Genomic DNA, 18291 nt, shown 5'->3' on the forward strand with positions numbered 1-18291 from the left:
CAATCAGTCGGCCGGAAAGCGCCGACGGTAACGCTCGATCACTTCCGGATTCCGCAGGTTGACCGGCAGCTTGTCGGCAAGCACCAGCAAGGCCTCGTTCGCAGTGCCGACGCCCATGCGCATCATCGATTCCTCGGTGATGCCGGCCATATGCGGAGTGATGATCACGTTGTCAAAGCTGAAATAGGGATGGCTCGGCGGCAGCGGCTGGGTCGCAAAGACGTCGAGCGCCGCACCGCCGATGCGGCCTCTTCGCAGCGCTTCAATCAGCGCCTCGTCATCGACCACCGGCCCGCGCGAGACATTGATCAACAGCGCATTGGGCTTCATGCGGGCGATGCGCTCGCGGCTGATCAGGCCGCGGGTCTCCTCAGTCAGCGGGCAGCAGAGCACGATGATGTCGCTCTGCTCGACCAGCGCGTCGATCGACAGGAAGCCGACGCGCTCGGGCGCCGGGCGCAGGCTGCGCGTCGTCGCCACGACCTTGAGATCGAAGCCGTGCGCGGCGATGTGGCCGACGGCCTGGCCGACGGCCCCAAGGCCGACGATGCCGATCGTTTTGCCGGCGAGCTCGCTGGTCGAATTGGCATGCTCGCGCCCGGCGAGCCAGCCCTTGGCGCGCAGGTCGCGATCCATCATGCGGAAGCGCCTGAGCAGCGCCAGCGCCGTGAACATTACATGTTCGGCCACCGAGCGGGCATTGACGGCCGGCACGTTCGCCACCAGCACGCCGGCGGCGGTGGCCGCCTCGACCGGGATCATGTCCAGTCCCGCGCCATGGCGGATCGCGGCGCGCAACAGGGACGCGCCCGCGAACAGCTCCGGCGGCAGCGGCGCTCGGACGATGACGATGTCGGCGTCTTTCGCCTCGGCAGCCAGCGTTTTTGCATCGAGCGCGGAGGCGACGACCAGCCGGCCGGCTCCCGCCAGCATGCTTGTCGCGCGCGGATGTAGCGGGTGCGTCGACAGGATCTTGCGCATGAAGCTCAGGCCCTTTCGAGCGCCGCGCTTTTCGGCTCGGTCCAGCGACCTTCGATGATCCCCTTCCAGTAGCTCTCGGCGCCTTGCAGGTGCGCACTCATCAGCGCCTGGGCGAGGTTGCCGTCGCGGCGCAACAGCGCCTCGTAGATCTGGATGTGTTCGGCATGCGAGCGCATGCTGCGCTCCAGATCGTTGAAATAGATCGGCAGGCGCTGCTCGCCCATCAGGTAGTAGACGCTGCAGATGTTGTGAAAGACGCCGTTCTTGGTCGCTCGCACGATCTCGAGGTGGAACTCGCGGTCTTCCTTGGCGAGGCCTTCGCCGGCGGCGATGCGCTCCTCGGAAGCCTTCAGGATCTCGCGCAGCCGCTCGAAATTCTCCTCGGTGGCGCGTGAGCAGGCAAGCTCGGCCGCCTTGATCTCGTGGATCTTGCGCAGCTCGACGGTCTCGTAGATCTGCACCGGATCCAGCGGCAGGCCCGCGCGGGCGAAAAGCGCTAACGCTTCCACGCTCGCCTGCTTGGTATCGATATAGATGCCGGACTTGGCGCGGCGCTCGACGATGCGCATCGCTTCGAGGATGGCAAGCGCCTCGCGGATCTGGCCGCGGCTGACGGCGAAATGCTCCGCCAGCTCGCGCTCCGACGGCGTGCGGCCCGACTCCTTGTCCGAGTTGGAGAACAGATAGGCGGCGAGTTCCGCAAGAAGGTTCTTTTCTTTCATCGTCAAATGCGTAGCGCGTGCGCCTCCAGGAATCGCTCCGAAACGGTGAAACCCAATCCGGGCTTTTCAGGGATCGCTATCATACCGTCCTTTGCTTCGACAGTCTCCTCGACGAGATCGTGGATCATCGGATTGGCGCCCAGCGAATACTCGACGATGAAGGTCGCGGGGGAAGCCGCGCAGACATGCAGTCCGGCGAAGAAGCAGGGCGCGCCGGCCCACAGATGCGGCGCGAAGCGCAGGTTGAAGGCGCTGGCGATGGTGCCGATCTTCATCGCCTCGCTGATGCCGCCGCAGAAGGCGGGATCAGGCTGGAAGATGTCGGCCGATTTCAGCACGGCCAGATCGCGAAAGGCATAGCGGGTCGCCTCGCTCTCGCCGGTGGCGATGGGGGTAGAACCGGACGCGCGCACCTCGGCCATACCGTGCTTGTCGTCGGCGATCACCGGCTCCTCGAACCAAGCCAGATCGAGATCGGCGGTGAGGCTGATGAAGCGCTTGGCCTCGGCGACGGTGTAGGTGCCGTGCGCGTCCACCATCAGTTCGACGTCAGGACCGATCGCTTCCCTGGCGGCGCGGACGCGCGCGGCCGAGATATGCGGGGCGCCGTCCATGGCGCCGATGCGCATCTTCAGCGCCTTGAAACTGCCTTTGGCGATATAGGATTTGAGCTGGTCGCCGATGGTATCGGCTGGCGCCCAGCCGCCCGAGGCATAGGCTTGCATGCGCTCGACCTTGCGGCCGCCGAGCAGCCGCCAGACCGGCTGCCCCAGCGACTTGCCGAGGATGTCCCAAAGCGCGATGTCGACCGCGCTGATCGCCGCCACGCTCATGCCGCGCCGCGCCAGCTGGGGCATGGCATGGCCGGCATGGGCCGCCGTGTGGTGTCGCACGCCGTTGTAGAGCATCTCCCAGATGATGCCGATATCGGCCGGATCGCGGCCGATGAGCTGCGGCGCAATCTCGTGATTCAGCATGTGGACCAGCGCGCCGTAGCTGCCGGCGCTGCCGGCGGCGTTCTTGCCCTCGCCCCAGCCGACCAGGCCGTCATCGGTCTCGACGCGCAGGATGGCGGCGTCGAACGTCGTCACCTGACCGAAGTCGCTGCGATGCTGCTTTGCGACTTCGATCGGTATGCGAACCCACCAGGCCTGGACGCTTTTTATACGCATCTTGATCCCCGGCCCGCCGCCCGGGCAGGACGGTAGGGCTAAGCTCCAAATCGGACCGTCTACTTGATCAGCGGCAGCAGCGTTTCGGCGGTGATCCGCATCTGATCGGTGTAGAACTTCTCGGTGAGCACGCTGGAGCCGTGATCCTGGATGAATTTGAGCTGCTCGGGCGAGATGTCGACCGGGTTGCGCTCCACCATCTCCGGATAGGGGGCGGCCGGCGTGCGGTCGACCGGCGCGACGAACTCGTTGGTCAGCGCGCCGTCATAGCCGATCTCCTTCAGCGTGCCGACGATCTTCGGCCAGTCGATCTGGCCGAGACCCGCGGCGAAGCGGTTGTTGTCGGCGACATGGAAGTCGTAGAGGCGCTTGCCGACCTGGCGGATGGCGTCATAGACGTTAAATTCCTCCATATGAATGTGGTAGGCGTCGAGGCAGACGCCGCATTCCGGGCTCACCGCATCCGCGAGCGCGAGCGCCTGGGCACCACGATTGAAGAGGTAGGTCTCGAAGCGGTTGAGCGGCTCGACGGCGATCTTGACGCCGACCTTCTTGGCATGCGCGAAGCATTCGCGCGTGGCGTCCACCACCCAGCCCCACTCTTCCGCCTCCGTGCCGTCGGGCACCACCTTGCCGACGGTGGCGGGAACCAGCGTGATGATCTCGCCGTCAAGCTCGCTCACCATGGTCAGCACGTCCTTGACATATTGTACCGATCGCTCGCGCTGGCCCTGGTTCTTGGCAGCAAGGTTGCGTTCGCCCAGCATCAGCGTCACCGAACCCCAGCAACGGATGCCGTGCTCCTTCAGGAGCGCGCGCGTTTCCTTGGTCTTGTACTGCTCGGGCTCGCCGGAAATCTCGATCGACTCATAGCCGAACTTCTTGATGCGCTTCAGCGTCACCTCCAGCGGCTCCGCCCGCATCCAGTTGTGCGTCGAAAGATGCATGGTCTGTCCTTCCCAGAATTCGCCTGTCACGTTTTTCGCGACGTTCTCCACCGAGCCCGTCGCATGATCTCCTCCCCACGGCGTTCCAGTGTTTTTCTCGAAACTGGTTCGACCAATTGGGCCTGACAGAACCTCTACAGCAAATTCACAGTAACGGCAAGGAGACCACTTATTGGGCTCAACTCATCAGTCAATGCTTTGATTTGAATAGATTAAGATACCTTTCGGCAATCGTGTGGATCGCATTCCAGCTGTTTCTGGCCGCTTGACCAAACAGCCGTATTTGGTAATACCAGAATGCCGCTGCTTGTCGGCGCCGAGACGAACGGTCGAAGAGGCTAGCCCTCGCTTCAATCGGCGCTATGCTTGGTCCATGAAAACGAGAGAGGGAGGATGCCGATGCCGACGACGATGAAGGGTCCCGGCCTGTTTCTGGCGCAGTTCGCGGGCGACGCCGCGCCGTTCAATTCGCTGGCTTCGATCACCAAATGGGCGGCCGGGCTCGGCTACAAGGGCGTACAGATCCCGACCTGGGACGGACGCCTGTTCGATCTGAAAAAGGCGGCGTCATCGAAAACCTATTGCGACGAGGTCAAGGGCATCTGCACTGAAGCCGGCGTCGAGATTACCGAACTGTCGACGCACCTGCAGGGGCAATTGGTGGCGGTGCATCCGGCTTACGACGCGCAGTTCGACGGGTTTGCGCCACCCGAGGTGCACAACAATCCGAAGGCCCGGCAGAAATGGGCGGTCGAGCAGATGGAATTCGGCGCCAAAGCATCGAAGAATCTCGGCCTCAAGGCGTCGGTAAGCTTCAGCGGCGCGCTCGCCTTCCCGTACCTCTATCCGTGGCCACAGCGGCCGCCTGGGCTGATCGAGGAGGCGTTTGCCGAGCTTGGCAAGCGCTGGAAGCCGATCCTCGACGTCTATGATGAGAACGGCGTCGATATCGGCTACGAGATCCATCCAGGCGAGGACGTGTTCGACGGCGCGACCTTCGAGATGTTTCTCGACGCGGTCGGCGGCCACAAGCGCTGCAACATCAATTACGACCCGTCGCACTTCCTGTTGCAGCAGCTCGACTATCTCGAGTTCATCGACATCTACCACGAGCGGATCAAGGCCTTCCACGTCAAGGATGCCGAGTTCAACCCGACGGGGCGGCAAGGCGTCTATTCGGGCTATCAGGGCTGGGTGAACCGTGCCGGGCGTTTCCGTTCACTCGGCGACGGGCAGGTCGATTTCAGCGGCATCTTCTCCAAGCTCACCCAGTACAACTACGGTTCCTGGGCGGTGCTGGAATGGGAATGCTGCCTCAAGCATCCCGAGGACGGCGCGGCCGAAGGCGCACCCTTCATCCAGCATCATATCATCCGGGTCACCGAAAGGGCCTTTGATGATTTCGCCGGCGGCACCAGCGACAAGAAGCTGCTGCGCGCGATGATGGGGATTTAGCACCTTTATCCTCCCCTCGAGGGGAGAGTGGCCCAAAGGGCCGGGCTGGGTCGGTTTATGCCGAGATCCACGCCCGGCGACCCCACCCGATCCGCTGTGCGGATCGACCTCCCCTCAAGGGGGAGCTAACCAACATGAGGGAGAACGAAAGCATGGTCGGCGCATCGAAATCGGAAACGGGAGGCGGCCCGATCCGCTACGGCATGGTCGGCGGCGGGCAGGGCGCTTTCATCGGCGCGGTGCACCGGATTGCGGCGCGCATGGACAACGACTTCGTGCTGGTGGCCGGCGCGCTGTCGTCGGACCCGGCGCGCGCGAAGGCCTCGGCCGAAGAACTCGGGCTCGATCCGTCACGCAGCTACGGCTCCTATGCCGAGATGGCCAAGGCCGAAGCCAAACGCCCGGACGGCATCGAGGCAGTGGCGATCGTCACGCCCAACAATGTGCATGTGCCGGCGGCCAAAGCCTTCCTGGAGGCGGGTATCCACGTCATCTGCGACAAGCCGCTCGCGACCTCGCTCGCCGAGGCGAAGAAGCTTGCCGCACTGGTCGAGAAGGCTGGAAAGGTGTTCGTGCTCACCCACAACTACACAGCCTATCCGATGGTGCGGCAGGCGCGCGAGATGGTGGCCAAGGGCATGCTCGGCGACATCCGCATCGTGCAGTCGGAATATCCGCAGGACTGGCTGACCGAAGACCTAGCCGCGACCGGTCAGAAGCAGGCCTCATGGCGCTCCGACCCCAAGCAGGCCGGCGCCGGCGGCGCGCTCGGCGACATTGGCACGCACGCCTACAACCTCGCCCGCTTCGTCTCGGGGCTCGAGCTGGATTCCCTTTCGGCCGACCTCGACGCCTTCGTGCCGGGACGCCAGCTCGACGACAACGTCAATGTGCTGTTGCGCTTCAAGCCGGTCGGCAACAAGCATCCGGCCAAGGGCATGATCTGGGCGAGCCAGGTGGCGCCCGGCCACGAGAACGGGCTGAAGCTGCGCATCTACGGCTCGAAGGGCGGGCTCGAATGGGTCCAGGCCGACCCGAACTATCTTTGGTACACGCCCTTCGGCCAGCCGAAGCAGTTGCTGACCCGGGCGGGCGCCGGCGCGATGCCGGTAGCGGCGCGCGTCAGCCGCGTGCCCTCCGGCCATCCGGAGGGCTATCTCGAAGGCTTCGCCAATATCTACCAGGAAGCGGCCCGCGCCATCCGCGCGGCGCGCAAAAAGGGCGGCAAGCTTGCCAAGGATGTCGCCTTCCCGACGATCGCGGACGGCGTCGAAGGCATGGCCTTCATCGAGGCGTGCGTGAAGTCTTCGAGGAAGAACGGGGCGTGGACGAGGCTATAAAGGCGGGCTCGGCGACGGCACGGGCCGGATGAGGGGGATTGTGACCCGCTAGCGCAAGTGGTTGGCCGCAGAGGAGGGGTGTCGATGAAAATCGGCATGTGCATGTTCTTGTGGACGACGAGCGTCTCGAAAAAGCACGAGGCGCTGCTGAAGGACATCAAGGCAACCGGCTTCGACGGCGTCGAGATACCGGTCTTCGCGGGCGAACCGGATGACTACAAGAAGCTCGGCGAGATGCTCGATCGCATCGGACTGGAGCGCACCGCGGTCTCCGCGATGGGAGATCCGGCGATGAACCTGATCTCTGCGGATGCCGCGACGCGCAAGGCCGGCATCGATTACATGAAATGGGCGATCGACTGCAGCGCGGCGCTCGGCGCGGACAGGCTGAGCGGGCCGCTGCATTCCACGCTGGGCGCCTTTTCCGGCAGCGGGCCGACAGCGGCCGAGAAGAAGCGCTCGGTCGCCTCGCAGCGGGCCATTGGCGATCATGCCGGCAAGAGGGGCGTCACCATCGGGCTTGAGGCGCTGAACCGCTTCGAGTGCTATCTGGTCAACACGATGGACGACCTGTCCGAGCATGTCGACGTGATCGACCGGCCGCACATCAAGGCGATGTACGACACCTTTCACGCCAATATCGAGGAGGCCGATCCGATCGGCGCCTATACGCGCAATCGCCGGAACGTCGTCCACATCCACATCTCGGAAAACGACCGCGGCGTGCCGGGGCGCGGCAACATCCCCTGGAAGGAGACTTTCGCGGCGATCCGCAAGAGCGGCTATGACGATTGGCTTACGATCGAGTCGTTCGGCCGGTCACTGAAGGATCTGGCGGCAGCGACCAAGGTGTGGCGGGATTTCGCAGAGAGCCCGGAGGCAGTTTATCGCGAAGGGTATCGGCATATCAGAGATGGGTGGAAGGCTGCCGCTTAAACGCCCTCTCCATTCGTCATCCACGGGCGGAGCGGGAGCGAAGCGGACGCCGAGACCCCAGGATCCATTCCGTGACGTCGACGCTCCGCCACGATGCAATTCTGCACCGGCTGCATTCTACGGCTTAGGGAACGGCATTACTGTGTTCATGCGAAGGCTGTCTTGTCTCGAATGATGGCATTGAGGACGACCAGGAGCTTCCTTGCAACGGCGATGATGGCCAGTTCTTGGACCCTGAGCGGGCTGCGAGGTTTGTGCGGCATCGAGACGATCGGTCTTGGCGCGCCGTTTTGTCGACTTCGCATAGTGGTGGGTGTGTGCCGGGTTGTGCGGCGAGAACGGCACGCCGGACTTGGCCAGCGCATGGCGCAACAACCGCGTCATCCACGGGCGGGTCGGGCCTCCCTATCCGACCTCGATAACCGCTTTGATCAACCCGGATTTTTCGTGCGCCCAGCGCGCTAGATCGCGCGGCGTATCGGCAAGGGTCGTGCGGTGGGTGACGAGTTTCTCCAGCGGCACGGCGCCGTTGCGGATCGAGGCGGCGACATGGTCGAAGTCTGCTCTGAGCGCATTGCGGCTGCCGACCAGCGTCATCTCGCGCTTGTGAAACTCGGGATCGGAGAAGGTGATGTCGTCCTTGACGACGCTGACCAGCACCAGCGCTCCGCCATGCGCGACATGGGTGAAGGCGGACTGCACCGACTGCGTGTTGCCGGTGGCGTCGAACACAAGGTCGAAGCCTTCGCCGTCGGACGCCTGCCGCACCAGATCGGCAGCCGGCGCTTTCGAGCCGTCGAGTGCGGCAAAGCCGAGCTCGCTTTCGGCGAAATCGAGCCGTTCGGTGCTCATGTCGAGCAGGCTGACATCGAGGCCGGCGATGCGGGCGAACAGTGCCGTGCCAAGGCCGATCGGACCGGCGCCGATGACCAGCGTGCGCTGGCCGGGCGCACTCAGCGAGCGCCGCACGGCGTGTGCGCCGATGGCCAGGAATTCGACGGCGGCGGCATCGGCCAGCGATAGGCCATTTGCTGGATAAAGGTTTTGCGCCGGCACCAGGATCTCGTCGCACATGGCGCCGTCGCGATGGACGCCAAGCACCTCGATCTGCACGCAGCAGTTCGGCTTGCCGTGCCGGCAGGCAACGCATTTGCCGCAGGCGAGATAGGGGTTGATGATCACCGGCTCGCCGATGGCAAGCTCGACGCCTTCACCTCGCTCGACGACCGTGCCCGAGACCTCGTGGCCCATGATGCGCGGATAGGCGAGGAACGGGTGCTTGCCTTCGAAGATGTGATAGTCGGTGCCGCAGATGCCGACATGGCTGACTGCGATGCGCGCCCAGCCGGGCGGCGGCGCGCCGGGTTCGGCGCGGTCTTCGAGAACAAGGTCGCCAGGCGAGCGGCAGACGACGGCTTTCATGCGCTGATCCAGTGTTTAAGGGGCGTGGGCCCCGCTCGATCGGGGCCGGCGCGTCATTTCAGGAACGATTACTTGCCGCGACGGCGCAGGCCGTCGAAGTAGACGATGACGATGATCAGCAGGCCGGTGATGACGCGCTGCCAGAAGGTGTTGACGTTGAGCAGGTTGGCGCCGTTGTTGATCGTCGAAAGAATGAAGGAGCCGATCAGCGGTCCATGCACCGAGCCGATGGCGCCGAACAGCGAGGTGCCGCCGATCACCGACGAGGCGATAGCCTGCAGCTCATAGGTGTCGCCCTGGGTCGGGTTGCCGATGCCGATGCGCGAGGCGAGCAGCACACCCACGAAAGCCGCGAGCAGGCCGGACAGGATATAGGCCATGAAGATGGTGCGCGGCACGTTCACGCCGGAAAGGCGCGCTGCCTCCGCATTGGAGCCGACCGAGAACAAATAGCGGCCCCAGCGCGTGTGGTGCAGGAACACGTAGGACGGTATGGCGACCAGGATCACCATCCAGAACAGATAGGGGATGCCGAGAACCGAGCCGCGCGAGAAGGCCTGGAAAGGGTCGCTGTTGATCGAGATCGAATTGCCGTTGGTCATCAAGAGGCCGATGCCGCGCAGCGACGTCATCGTGGCCAGGGTGATGATGAAGGGCGGCAGGCCCATCTTGACGATGCCGAAGCCGTGGAACAGGCCGATGGCGACGCCGGCGAGCAAGGTAATGAGCACAGCCGCCCAGATCGGCCAGCCGGCATTGATCAGAAGCGCTACAATGACGGTGGTGAAGCCGACCACGGCACCGACCGAGAGGTCGATGCCGCCGGTGATGATGACGAAGGTCTGGCCGACCGCGAGGATGGCGATCAGCGAACCCTGACGCAAAAGATTGGTGATGTTGAGCGTCGTGGCGAAGGAGGGTGTGGCGACCGCCAGCACGATCCACATCAAAAGCAACAAGCCGAGCAGCGTCAGCCCGAACAGGGCGTTGTAATTGCGCTTCGGCTTTTCGGCGGGGATCGCCTCGGTGCTCATTTTTGTCCTCCCGTCTTTTCTTGTTTCTCGGCCAGCGCTTGGCCCAAAATGTCCTCATGGCTGGCGGTGCGGAAGCCATGCGTGGCGACCAGCTTGCCGCGGCGGAACACATGCAGCGTGTCGGCGAGCTCGTAGACTTCCGGCAGGTAGGACGAGATCAGGATGATGCCGGCGCCCTTGGACAGAAGCGTCGAGAACAGCCGGTAAATCTCGGCCTTGGTGCCGACATCGACGCCGACCGTCGGCTCGTCGAAGATGAACAGCTTGGCGCCATGCGCCAGCCATTTGCCGATGACGATCTTCTGCTGGTTGCCGCCCGACAGGCTGGAGGCCAGCGCGTGGCGGGTCGGCGTCTTGATCCTGAGATCGGCTATCTGGCGATCGGCCTCGGCCTTCTCGCGCGAGCCTGAGATCAGAAGATTGCTCGAGATGCGCTTGTAGATCGGCAGGTTCAGATTCGTGCCGACCGGCAGGTTGAGGCAGAGGCCTTGGTCGCGGCGGCTTTCGGGGGCGAGGGCCATGCCGAGCCTTATCGCGTCATGCTCGGAGTTGACTTGCACCTCCTTGCCTTGCCACAGGATCTGACCGGCCGACTTCCTGTGGCGGCCGTAAAGCGTGGTGACGAACTCGCTGCGGCCGGCTCCGATCAAGCCGTAAAGTCCGACGATCTCGCCCGCGCGGACAGTCACCGAGACGTTCTCGAAACCCTTGCCGGAGAGATTCCGAGTCTCGACGATCGTCGCGCCCGGCGTGAAATGCTCCTTGTGGTAGATCTGCTCGATCGAGCGGTTGATCATCAGCTTGACCAGTTCCGGCTCGCTGGTCTCGGCTATGTTGCGCGTGCCGACGAGGGTGCCGTCGCGCAGCACCGAAACACGGTCGGCAAGCTCGAACACCTCCTCCATGCGGTGGCTGATATAGATGATGGTGACGCCTTCGCCTTTCAGACGGCGGATCAGCTTGAACAGCTGGTCGGCCTCCTTGCGGGTGAGGTAGGCGGTCGGCTCGTCGAAGATGAGGAACTTTGTCCCGCGTACCGTGGCGCGGGCGGCGGCGATCAGCTGCTGCTGGCCGATGGTGAGGTCGCCCAGCATGACATGCGCGGGCAGGTCGAAGCCGAGCCCATCGATGATCTTCTGCGCTTCTTTCACCATGGCGCGCTGCTGCAACAGACCGAAGCGGGAATTCTCCTCGCCGAGGAACATGTTGGCGGCGACGGTGAGGTGGCGGCAAAGCACGACCTCCTGGTGGACGGCATTGATGCCGAGCGCCATCGCCTCGTGCGGCGTGGCCAGCGCCTCGGGTTTACCTTCCCAGACGACTTCGCCGGAGGTGCGCGGCATGACGCCGGTTAAAAGCTTTATCAGCGTCGATTTGCCGGCGCCGTTCTCGCCGACGATGGCGTGGATCTCGCCCGACTTGAAGGCAAGGTCCACCGGCTTCAGCGCATGCGTGCCGGGATAGCGCTTTTCCAGGCCTTTCAACTCGAGGATGGTCCTGCCCGGTTTCAGCGTGGGGGGCGGGTGCAGTTCCTGCGCCGTCGACGTCATAACAATCCTCCCAGATTGATCCAACCGTTGGATACGCAGCGATGCGTCTGGCGCGCATCTAGAAGGCAGAGCCTAAAGTAAGCCGGCGGATTTCCAAACTGTCCGCGGCGATGTTTCCGGGGCGGCGAAGCCCCGGAAACGAATGTCGCGAAGATCAGTTGAGCTTCGGGTTGAGCAGCGCGTCGATCTTCGGATCCTTCATGTTGTCCTTGGTCACGAGATTGGCGCCGGTGTCGACATTGGCCTCGACCTTCTCGCCCTTCGAGGCGGCTAAGGCGGTCTTGATGCCGTCGTAGCCCATCCGGTATGGATCCTGGACGACGAGGCCGGAGATGACGCCGTCGTTGAGGAACTTGATCAGCTTCTCGTCGCTGTCGAAACCGATCAGCGCCACCTTGCCGGCGAGGTTGTTCTCGGCGATCGCCTGGCCAACGCCCTGCGCCATGATCAGGTTCGAGGCGAAGATGCCCTTGAGGTCCGGATTGGCGGTGATCAGGTCGGTCGCGATGTTGAGGCCGGTGGTGGCCTGACCGTCGGCATATTTGTCGGCGACCAGTTCGAGGCCGGGATATTTCGCCTTGAGCTGTTCCTTGAACCCTTGCGCGCGCTGCTCGAGCGAGCCGGCGCCGGGCAGCGCGGTGATCAGCGCAACCTTGCCCTCGACTTTGCCGCCATTGGCGGCGCCGATCGCGGCAGCGAGACCGTCAGCCGCGACACGGCCGCCCTGGACGTTGTCGGTGGTGAGGAAGGAGGTGAAGGCCTTGGATTCGGCGCTGGAGTCGATGCCGATGACCTTGACCTTGGTCGCCGCCTCGTCGATCGGCTTGCCGAGCGCCTTGGCCTCGGTCGGCGCGATCACGATCGCGGCCGGATTGCCGGCGACGGCGTTCTCGAGGATCGAGATCTGACCGTTGACGTCGGTTTCGGCCTGGGCGCCGAGCTCCGGCACGTTGATGCCGAGATCCTTGCCGGCCTTGCGGGCGCCGGCCAGCACGATTTGCCAGTAGAACGAAGTCGTGTCCTTGACGATGATTGGGATGGTCACGTCGGCCGCCGAGGCGGGTGCCGAATGCATCGCACCGGCGAGCATTGAGGCGGCGGCTAAAGCCACGAAGGCGCGGCGGTTGAGAAGGCTGGTTACGAATTTCATTAGGTTCCTCCCTAAAATCGCCCGGTGAAGGTTCGGAAGCTCCATCTGGATAGGCGCAAGCCAAACAGAACTTTATCAATAAAAAACATTTGCTCGATTTTGATAGTGCATTGCCCTGATCGATGCAAGCGGTGTCTCATGCCGTTTGCGTGATGGCGTGGCAGCTGATCGGTCTGCTGGATCTCCGCATCTCAGCCAAGCTGCTGGACGATCGTATAAGGATCGTATTTGGCAAATTCCGCCGCCGCTACCTTGACATCCAGCAGTTCGAGATTGCGCGTCAGATTAGCGGGCTTGGCGGTGCCGGTCAGCACCGAGGCAACGACAGGCTCGTGCAGAGGGAATTGGAACGCGGCAGCGGCCAGCGGATAGCCACCTCCGATGGCGATGCGCTCCATTGCGCTGACGCGGTCGAGAATATCCTTGCTCGCCGGCAGATAGTCGAAATGCGCGCCATGCACCGGTCCCGTCGCCAATATGCCCGAGTTGAAGACGCCGCCGATGATCAGCGAGGTCCGCCGCTCGCGGCAAAGCGGCAGCAGGTCGGCCTCGGCGCTGCGATCAAGCAGCGAATAGCGGCTGGCGAGCAGGATGCAGTCGAGCGGCGCGCGGCGAAGCACGTCAAGGCAGATCTGGACCTCGTTGACGCCAAGACCGTAGGCGGAAATCGTGCCGGACGATTTCAGCTCCTCCAGCGCCTTCAGCCCGCCGTCCATCAGCTGACGGAAATGCAGCTTCGTCTTCTCGACGCCATGCGTGTAGACGCCGATGTCGTGGACGAACAGGATGTCGATCTTGTTGAGGCCGAGCCGCGCGTAGGAAAAATCCACTGAGCGCATGATGCCGTCATAGGAATAGTCGTAGTCGAGCGCGAAGGGTAGCGGATCGACATAGGAGTGATCGGGAACCTGGTCCTCCGGCACCGGCCGGAACAGGCGGCCGACCTTGGTCGAGAGCACATAGGAGGAGCGCGGCTTCTCACGCAGGAAATCGCCTGTGCGCCGCTCCGACAGGCCGAAGCCGTAGAAGGGCGCGGTGTCGAAGTAACGCAGCCCGCCGTCCCAGGCCGCTTGCAGCGTTTCCATTGCGGGCTCGCGCGGACAGGCGCGATAAAGGCCGCCGATGGCGGCGCCGCCGAAGCTGACTTCGGTGACTTCGAGCGCGGTCGCGCCGATCCGGCGTTTGTTCATCAAAGCCTCCCTTTGCCGTTCGACCGGCGGTCGTTTCGACTATTTAGAGCGTCGCGCCGAGATGCCAGGGCACGAACTCGTTGTCGCCGTAGCCGAACGCCTCGCTCTTGGTCTTGCGTCCGGACGCCGTCTCGATGATCAGCTCGAAGATCTCGCGGCCCATGCCGGCGATCGTCTTCTCGCCGGAAGCGATGACACCGCAATTGACGTCCATGTCCTCTTCCATCTGGTGGTACATGGTCGAGTTCGTGGCGACCTTGATCGACGGCGTCGGACGGCAGCCGAAGCAGGAGCCGCGGCCGGTGGTGAAGACGATGACATTGGCGCCGCCGGCCACCTGGCCGGTGGCCGAGACCGGATCGTAGCCGGGCGTGTCCATGAACACCAAGCCGCTGCCGCTGACCTTCTCGGCGTAACCGAAGACGCCGTTGAGCGGCGTCTGACCGCCCTTGGCAACAGCACCCAGCGATTTCTCCAGGATCGTGGTCAGGCCGCCGCGCTTGTTGCCCGGCGAGGGATTGTTGTCGATCGAGGCGCCGTGCTTGGCTGTATGGTCCTCCCACCATTTCACAAAGCCGTCGAGCTTGGCTGCGATCTCGGGCGAGGCGGCGCGATAGGCAAGCAGATGCTCGGCGCCGTAGATCTCGGTCGTCTCGGACAGGATGCCGATGCCGCCGCAGCCGGCCAGAATATCGACCGCCGCCCCCAGCGCCGGATTGGCGGTGATGCCGGACATGCCGTCCGAGCCGCCGCATTGCAGGCCGACGACGATCTCGCTGACCGGGATCGGTTCGCGCTGCAACTGGCCGACCTCCTCGGCGATCTCGGCCAGCACGCCCATCGCCCGCTCGACGGATTTGCGCGAGCCGCCGGCCTCCTGGATGTTGAAGTGCCGCTTTCCCGCCGCGACGCCCTTTTGGCCATAAAGGGTGAGCTGGTTGACCTCGCAGCCCAGACCGACCATCAGCACGCCGCCGAAATTCGGGTGGCGAGCATAGCCGGCCAGCGTGCGGTGCAGCACCATCATGCCGTCGCCGGTGGCGCTCATGCCGCAGCCCTGGCCGTGGACGATGGGCACGAAACCGTCGATGCCGGGATATTTCGGCAAAAGCGTGCGATTGGCCTCGTCGGCGATCGCATGGCAGACGGTGGACGAGCAATTGACGCTGGCGATGATGCCGATGAAGTTGCGCGTTCCGGCGCGACCATCGGCGCGGCGATAGCCCATGAAGGTGCGCTTGCGGTCCGCTTCGGTGGCGTGCTCGGCCTCGCTCGGCGGCACCACCGGCAGGCGGCCACTCTCGAACACCAGATTGTGCGAGTGGACGTGCTCGCCCGGCGCGATGGCTTGAGTGGCGCGGCCGATCGCCTGCGCATATTTCACCACCGCTTCGCCCGCCGCGATCGGCTTGATCGCCACCTTGTGCCCAGGGTCGATCGCCGCCACCGCAACCGCGCCGCCGGGCAGCGCCGCACCGATCTCGATGCGGCCATTGGCGACCGCGACATTGTCGGCGGGGGAAAGAAGAATGGTGCTTGCGGCGTTCACGGGCGGCTGTCCTGGGTAAACCTGGGAGTGTGGGCGGATTGACATGCGCCCGTTTGAGGATAATGTCTTTTATCGTGAAAAAACATTTTTGCGTCAATTGTTTTTTCATCGCGCGCCGCGCCCTTGGGTGCGTGGCCGCCCGTTAGATAAAGCCGGCGAAATTCGTTCCGCATTTCGGAGGCTTGCGCTAGGAACACCGATCATATTGCGCTTCCGGCCGGCTGCCGCAAGCGTTGGGGATACGGGCATGTCGAAGAGCAACAACGTCTACAAGGACGCCTTCAACCGCGGACTGCGGCTGCTCGACGAAACCAGGAGCCTGCCGTCCGAGCCCGAGCTCGGAACGCTGCTCGGCGTCAGCCGCACCACGGTGCGCAGCATTCTTTCGCGCATGGAAGAAACCGGGCTGATCGCCTGGAACAAGCGCAACAAAACGGTGCTGCGGGCGCCGAAGGCGGAAGATTTCTTCCCCGAGGAAGAGACCGACTCGCTGGCCGAGATCATCGAGCGCTCCTTCATGCGCCGGCTGCTCGCCGGCGGCGCGGAAGCGGGCATGCAGATCAACGAGCTCGAGCTGGCGCGCGAGATCGGCGTCGGCACCACCAGCGTGCGCGAATTCCTGATCCGCTTCTCGCGCTTCGGCCTGATCGAGAAGCGGCGCAACAGCCATTGGGTGCTCAAGGGCTTCACCCGCGCTTTCGCGCTTGAGCTGACCGAGATCCGCGAGATGTTCGAGCTGCGTTCGGCGGCTGCCTTCGTCGCGCTGCCGCAGGATAGCGCGGTCTGGGCCGATCTCGACCGGCTGGAGATCGAACATCGCCAACTGGCGAGCGAGATCGCGACGCGCTTCAACGAATTCTCCGAGCTCGATGAGCGCTTCCACCGGCTGATCCACCGCGCCTCGCACAACCGCTTCATCGTCGATTTCTACGATGTGATCGCGATGATCTTCCACTACCACTACCAATGGAACAAGGCGCAGGAACGCGAGCGCAACGAGGTCGCAGTCCAGGAGCATCTGGCCTATATCGCGGCGCTGAAATCGCGCGATCCCGCCAAGGTGGACGCCGCCTGCCGCAAGCACCTGAAGTCGGCGCGCCAGACGCTGTTGAGCTCAATTCCGGAAGGGCGGCAGGTGCAGCCCGCCTGATCAGGCGCGTCGCGCCGCGTTGCCGCAGCCCGGTTTTGACGATTTTCCGGCCGCCGCCCCCATGCTAGGCTCGGTGGAATTGCTGGAAAGAGGCAGGTCATTTGGATATCCGGCTGAGACGATGGAGCATGCCGACCGCGTTCGTCGCGGCGCTGCTGCTGTTGCTTCAGTCGGCGCTTGGCGCCTTCGCCTTTGGCGCTCCTTCGCAGCTTGATGCCTTCGGCAACGTCATCTGCACCCATGACGGGGCGGTCAAGCTTCCGGGCGGCGATCCGCACCGGCAGCATATGCCGGCTTGCTGCTTGGCTGGCTGCAGCCTGGTTTCGCCGGCGCATCTGCCGCCGCCGGATACCCGTGCGCCCGTCAGGGTGCTGGTGTTCGACGCGGTCGCTTTCCCGCCTTTCGCCTTTCGGCATCTCGATTTTGCCCGCGACCGCTCTCCGGCCAATCCGCGCGCGCCGCCGGCCGCAGTCTGACAAAAACCCGCGAAACCTTTCGCAGGCGCATTCATCCAAGATCAGACTGCTCGCGGCCGGATCACGGCGCGATCTCATACTCATGGAGCAACCATGTCCAATCTTCTTCCCGCCGCGCGAGCGCAAGCTCGTCCGCGCGGTTTCGAACGGCTCGGCCTTGCCGTGTTCGCTCTTCTTCTGTTCGCATGCGTTCCCGGCGCCCAGGCGCATGAATTCAAGGCCGGTGACCTGGAAGTCGGGCACCCGTGGTCCCGCGCAACGCCGCCCGGCGCCAAGGTGGCCGGCGGCTATTTCACCGTCACCAACAAGGGCGGCTCGCCCGACCGGCTGCTGTCGATTTCCTCCGACATCTCCGACAAGGCCGAATTGCATGAGATGAGTGTCAAGGACGGCGTCATGACTATGCGGCCGGTGAGCGGCGGGCTCGTGATCCCGGCCGGCGGCAAGGTCGCACTGAAGCCGGGTGGCTATCACCTGATGTTCATCGGCCTGAAGCGACAGCCCAAGCAGGGCGAGAAATTCCCGGCCACGCTGACCTTCGAGAAGGCCGGCAGCGTCAAAGTCGAGTTCGCCGTCGAGGGCATGGGCGAGATGGGCAGCATGGACGATCACGCCGAGTGATCATTTCGAAATTAGAGGGACAATTCATGAAGAAGTATCTTTTGGCGGTGGGCGCGGTTCTGGCGCTCGGGACAAACGCCGCGCTTGCGCACATCACGCTCGAAACCCAGGAAGCGGCCGTCGGCTCGACCTATAAGGCCGTCCTGCGCGTGCCGCATGGCTGCGAGGGCAAGGCGACGACCGCGGTGCGCGTGCAGATTCCGGAAGGCGTCATTTCGGTCAAGCCGATGCCAAAGCCCGGCTGGACGCTGCAGACCAAGAAAGGCCGATACGAGAAATCCTACCAGCTCTATGGCGAGACGCTGACCACCGGCGTCAAGGAAGTCGACTGGAGCGGCGGCAACCTGCCGGACGAATTCTATGACGAGTTCATTTTCCGTGCTTCGCTCGCCGCCGATCTTCCGGCCGGCCAGATGCTCTATTTCCCGGTGGTCCAGGAATGCGGCGATGCCGCCGATCGCTGGATCGAGATTCCGGCGGCGGGACAGGATGAGGATGCACTGGAAAATCCGGCGCCCGGCATCAAATTGCTGCCGAAGAAATGATCTCTCGATGGCGCGTCCCATTCGGGCGCGCCGTCCCTTCTCGAAAGACCG

17 protein-coding genes are annotated in these 18291 nt (G+C 63.9%); 7 read left to right on the forward strand and 10 right to left on the reverse strand.

Annotated elements, in window-relative coordinates:
* Positions 1–3: 3 nt before the first annotated feature.
* The 4 genes from EJ078_RS18625 to EJ078_RS18640 are packed head-to-tail and all read right to left on the reverse strand — an operon-like array spanning position 4 to position 3822.
* Positions 4–981 carry a hydroxyacid dehydrogenase gene (locus tag EJ078_RS18625; protein ID WP_127215385.1) on the reverse strand — a complete coding sequence of 326 codons (978 nt, stop codon included), beginning with the start codon at positions 979–981 and terminating at the stop codon, positions 4–6.
* Positions 982–986: 5 nt separating this feature from the next.
* Positions 987–1703, reverse strand: coding sequence for a FadR/GntR family transcriptional regulator (locus tag EJ078_RS18630; protein WP_067318961.1), 717 nt, complete (start codon positions 1701–1703; stop codon positions 987–989).
* A gap of 2 nt (positions 1704–1705) precedes the next feature.
* A complete protein-coding gene (locus tag EJ078_RS18635; protein ID WP_127215386.1) occupies positions 1706–2875 on the reverse strand; it encodes a mandelate racemase/muconate lactonizing enzyme family protein in 1170 nt (389 codons plus the stop codon).
* A 59-nt stretch (positions 2876–2934) separates the two neighbouring features.
* A complete protein-coding gene (locus tag EJ078_RS18640; RefSeq protein ID WP_066989944.1) occupies positions 2935–3822 on the reverse strand; it encodes a sugar phosphate isomerase/epimerase in 888 nt (295 codons plus the stop codon).
* 399 nt (positions 3823–4221) lie between these two features.
* Between EJ078_RS18640 and EJ078_RS18645 the strand changes: the two genes are divergently transcribed.
* The 3 genes from EJ078_RS18645 to EJ078_RS18655 all read left to right on the forward strand — a co-directional run bounded on the left by EJ078_RS18645 (position 4222) and on the right by EJ078_RS18655 (position 7553).
* Positions 4222–5277: a sugar phosphate isomerase/epimerase gene (locus tag EJ078_RS18645; RefSeq protein WP_127215387.1), complete on the forward strand. Its 1056-nt coding sequence runs from the start codon at positions 4222–4224 to the stop codon at positions 5275–5277.
* A 152-nt stretch (positions 5278–5429) separates the two neighbouring features.
* On the forward strand, positions 5430–6617 hold the full coding sequence (locus EJ078_RS18650; RefSeq protein ID WP_127215391.1) for a Gfo/Idh/MocA family oxidoreductase: 1188 nt from the start codon (positions 5430–5432) through the stop codon (positions 6615–6617).
* Between the two features lie 84 nt (positions 6618–6701).
* Complete coding sequence (locus EJ078_RS18655) at positions 6702–7553, forward strand: sugar phosphate isomerase/epimerase (RefSeq protein WP_127215388.1); 852 nt, start codon at positions 6702–6704, stop codon at positions 7551–7553.
* Between the two features lie 405 nt (positions 7554–7958).
* Here the strand turns inward: EJ078_RS18655 and EJ078_RS18660 are convergent, their stop codons facing one another.
* From EJ078_RS18660 to EJ078_RS18685, 6 genes are all read right to left on the reverse strand, one after another.
* Entirely contained in the window at positions 7959–8975 is a 1017-nt protein-coding gene (locus tag EJ078_RS18660) for a zinc-binding alcohol dehydrogenase family protein (RefSeq protein WP_095823528.1), read from the reverse strand.
* A gap of 68 nt (positions 8976–9043) precedes the next feature.
* Complete coding sequence (locus EJ078_RS18665) at positions 9044–10009, reverse strand: ABC transporter permease (RefSeq protein ID WP_127215389.1); 966 nt, start codon at positions 10007–10009, stop codon at positions 9044–9046.
* Entirely contained in the window at positions 10006–11559 is a 1554-nt protein-coding gene (locus tag EJ078_RS18670) for a sugar ABC transporter ATP-binding protein (RefSeq protein WP_095800596.1), read from the reverse strand. The genes EJ078_RS18665 and EJ078_RS18670 overlap by 4 nt, the downstream gene beginning before the upstream one ends.
* Positions 11560–11713: 154 nt before the next feature.
* Positions 11714–12709, reverse strand: coding sequence for an ABC transporter substrate-binding protein (locus tag EJ078_RS18675; RefSeq protein WP_067004132.1), 996 nt, complete (start codon positions 12707–12709; stop codon positions 11714–11716).
* Positions 12710–12900: 191 nt separating this feature from the next.
* The gene (locus tag EJ078_RS18680; protein ID WP_095800595.1) at positions 12901–13899 is read right to left on the reverse strand and encodes an aldo/keto reductase; all 999 of its coding nucleotides are present in this window, start codon (positions 13897–13899) and stop codon (positions 12901–12903) included.
* Between the two features lie 43 nt (positions 13900–13942).
* Complete coding sequence (locus EJ078_RS18685; protein WP_067004128.1) at positions 13943–15448, reverse strand: altronate dehydratase family protein; 1506 nt, start codon at positions 15446–15448, stop codon at positions 13943–13945.
* A 247-nt stretch (positions 15449–15695) separates the two neighbouring features.
* On the opposite strand from EJ078_RS18685, the gene EJ078_RS18690 reads away from it, so the two are divergent.
* The 4 genes from EJ078_RS18690 to EJ078_RS18705 all read left to right on the forward strand — a co-directional run bounded on the left by EJ078_RS18690 (position 15696) and on the right by EJ078_RS18705 (position 18240).
* The gene (locus EJ078_RS18690; RefSeq protein WP_067318943.1) at positions 15696–16598 is read left to right on the forward strand and encodes a GntR family transcriptional regulator; all 903 of its coding nucleotides are present in this window, start codon (positions 15696–15698) and stop codon (positions 16596–16598) included.
* A 128-nt stretch (positions 16599–16726) separates the two neighbouring features.
* The gene (locus tag EJ078_RS18695; protein ID WP_127215390.1) at positions 16727–17074 is read left to right on the forward strand and encodes a DUF2946 family protein; all 348 of its coding nucleotides are present in this window, start codon (positions 16727–16729) and stop codon (positions 17072–17074) included.
* A 93-nt stretch (positions 17075–17167) separates the two neighbouring features.
* Positions 17168–17695, forward strand: a complete 528-nt coding sequence (locus EJ078_RS18700) for a copper chaperone PCu(A)C (protein ID WP_127240079.1) — start codon at positions 17168–17170, stop codon at positions 17693–17695.
* A 26-nt stretch (positions 17696–17721) separates the two neighbouring features.
* The gene (locus EJ078_RS18705; protein WP_095780096.1) at positions 17722–18240 is read left to right on the forward strand and encodes a YcnI family protein; all 519 of its coding nucleotides are present in this window, start codon (positions 17722–17724) and stop codon (positions 18238–18240) included.
* Positions 18241–18291 lie beyond the last annotated feature (51 nt).

The organism is Mesorhizobium sp. M1A.F.Ca.IN.022.06.1.1, assembly GCF_003952605.1.
Classification (GTDB): domain Bacteria; phylum Pseudomonadota; class Alphaproteobacteria; order Rhizobiales; family Rhizobiaceae; genus Mesorhizobium.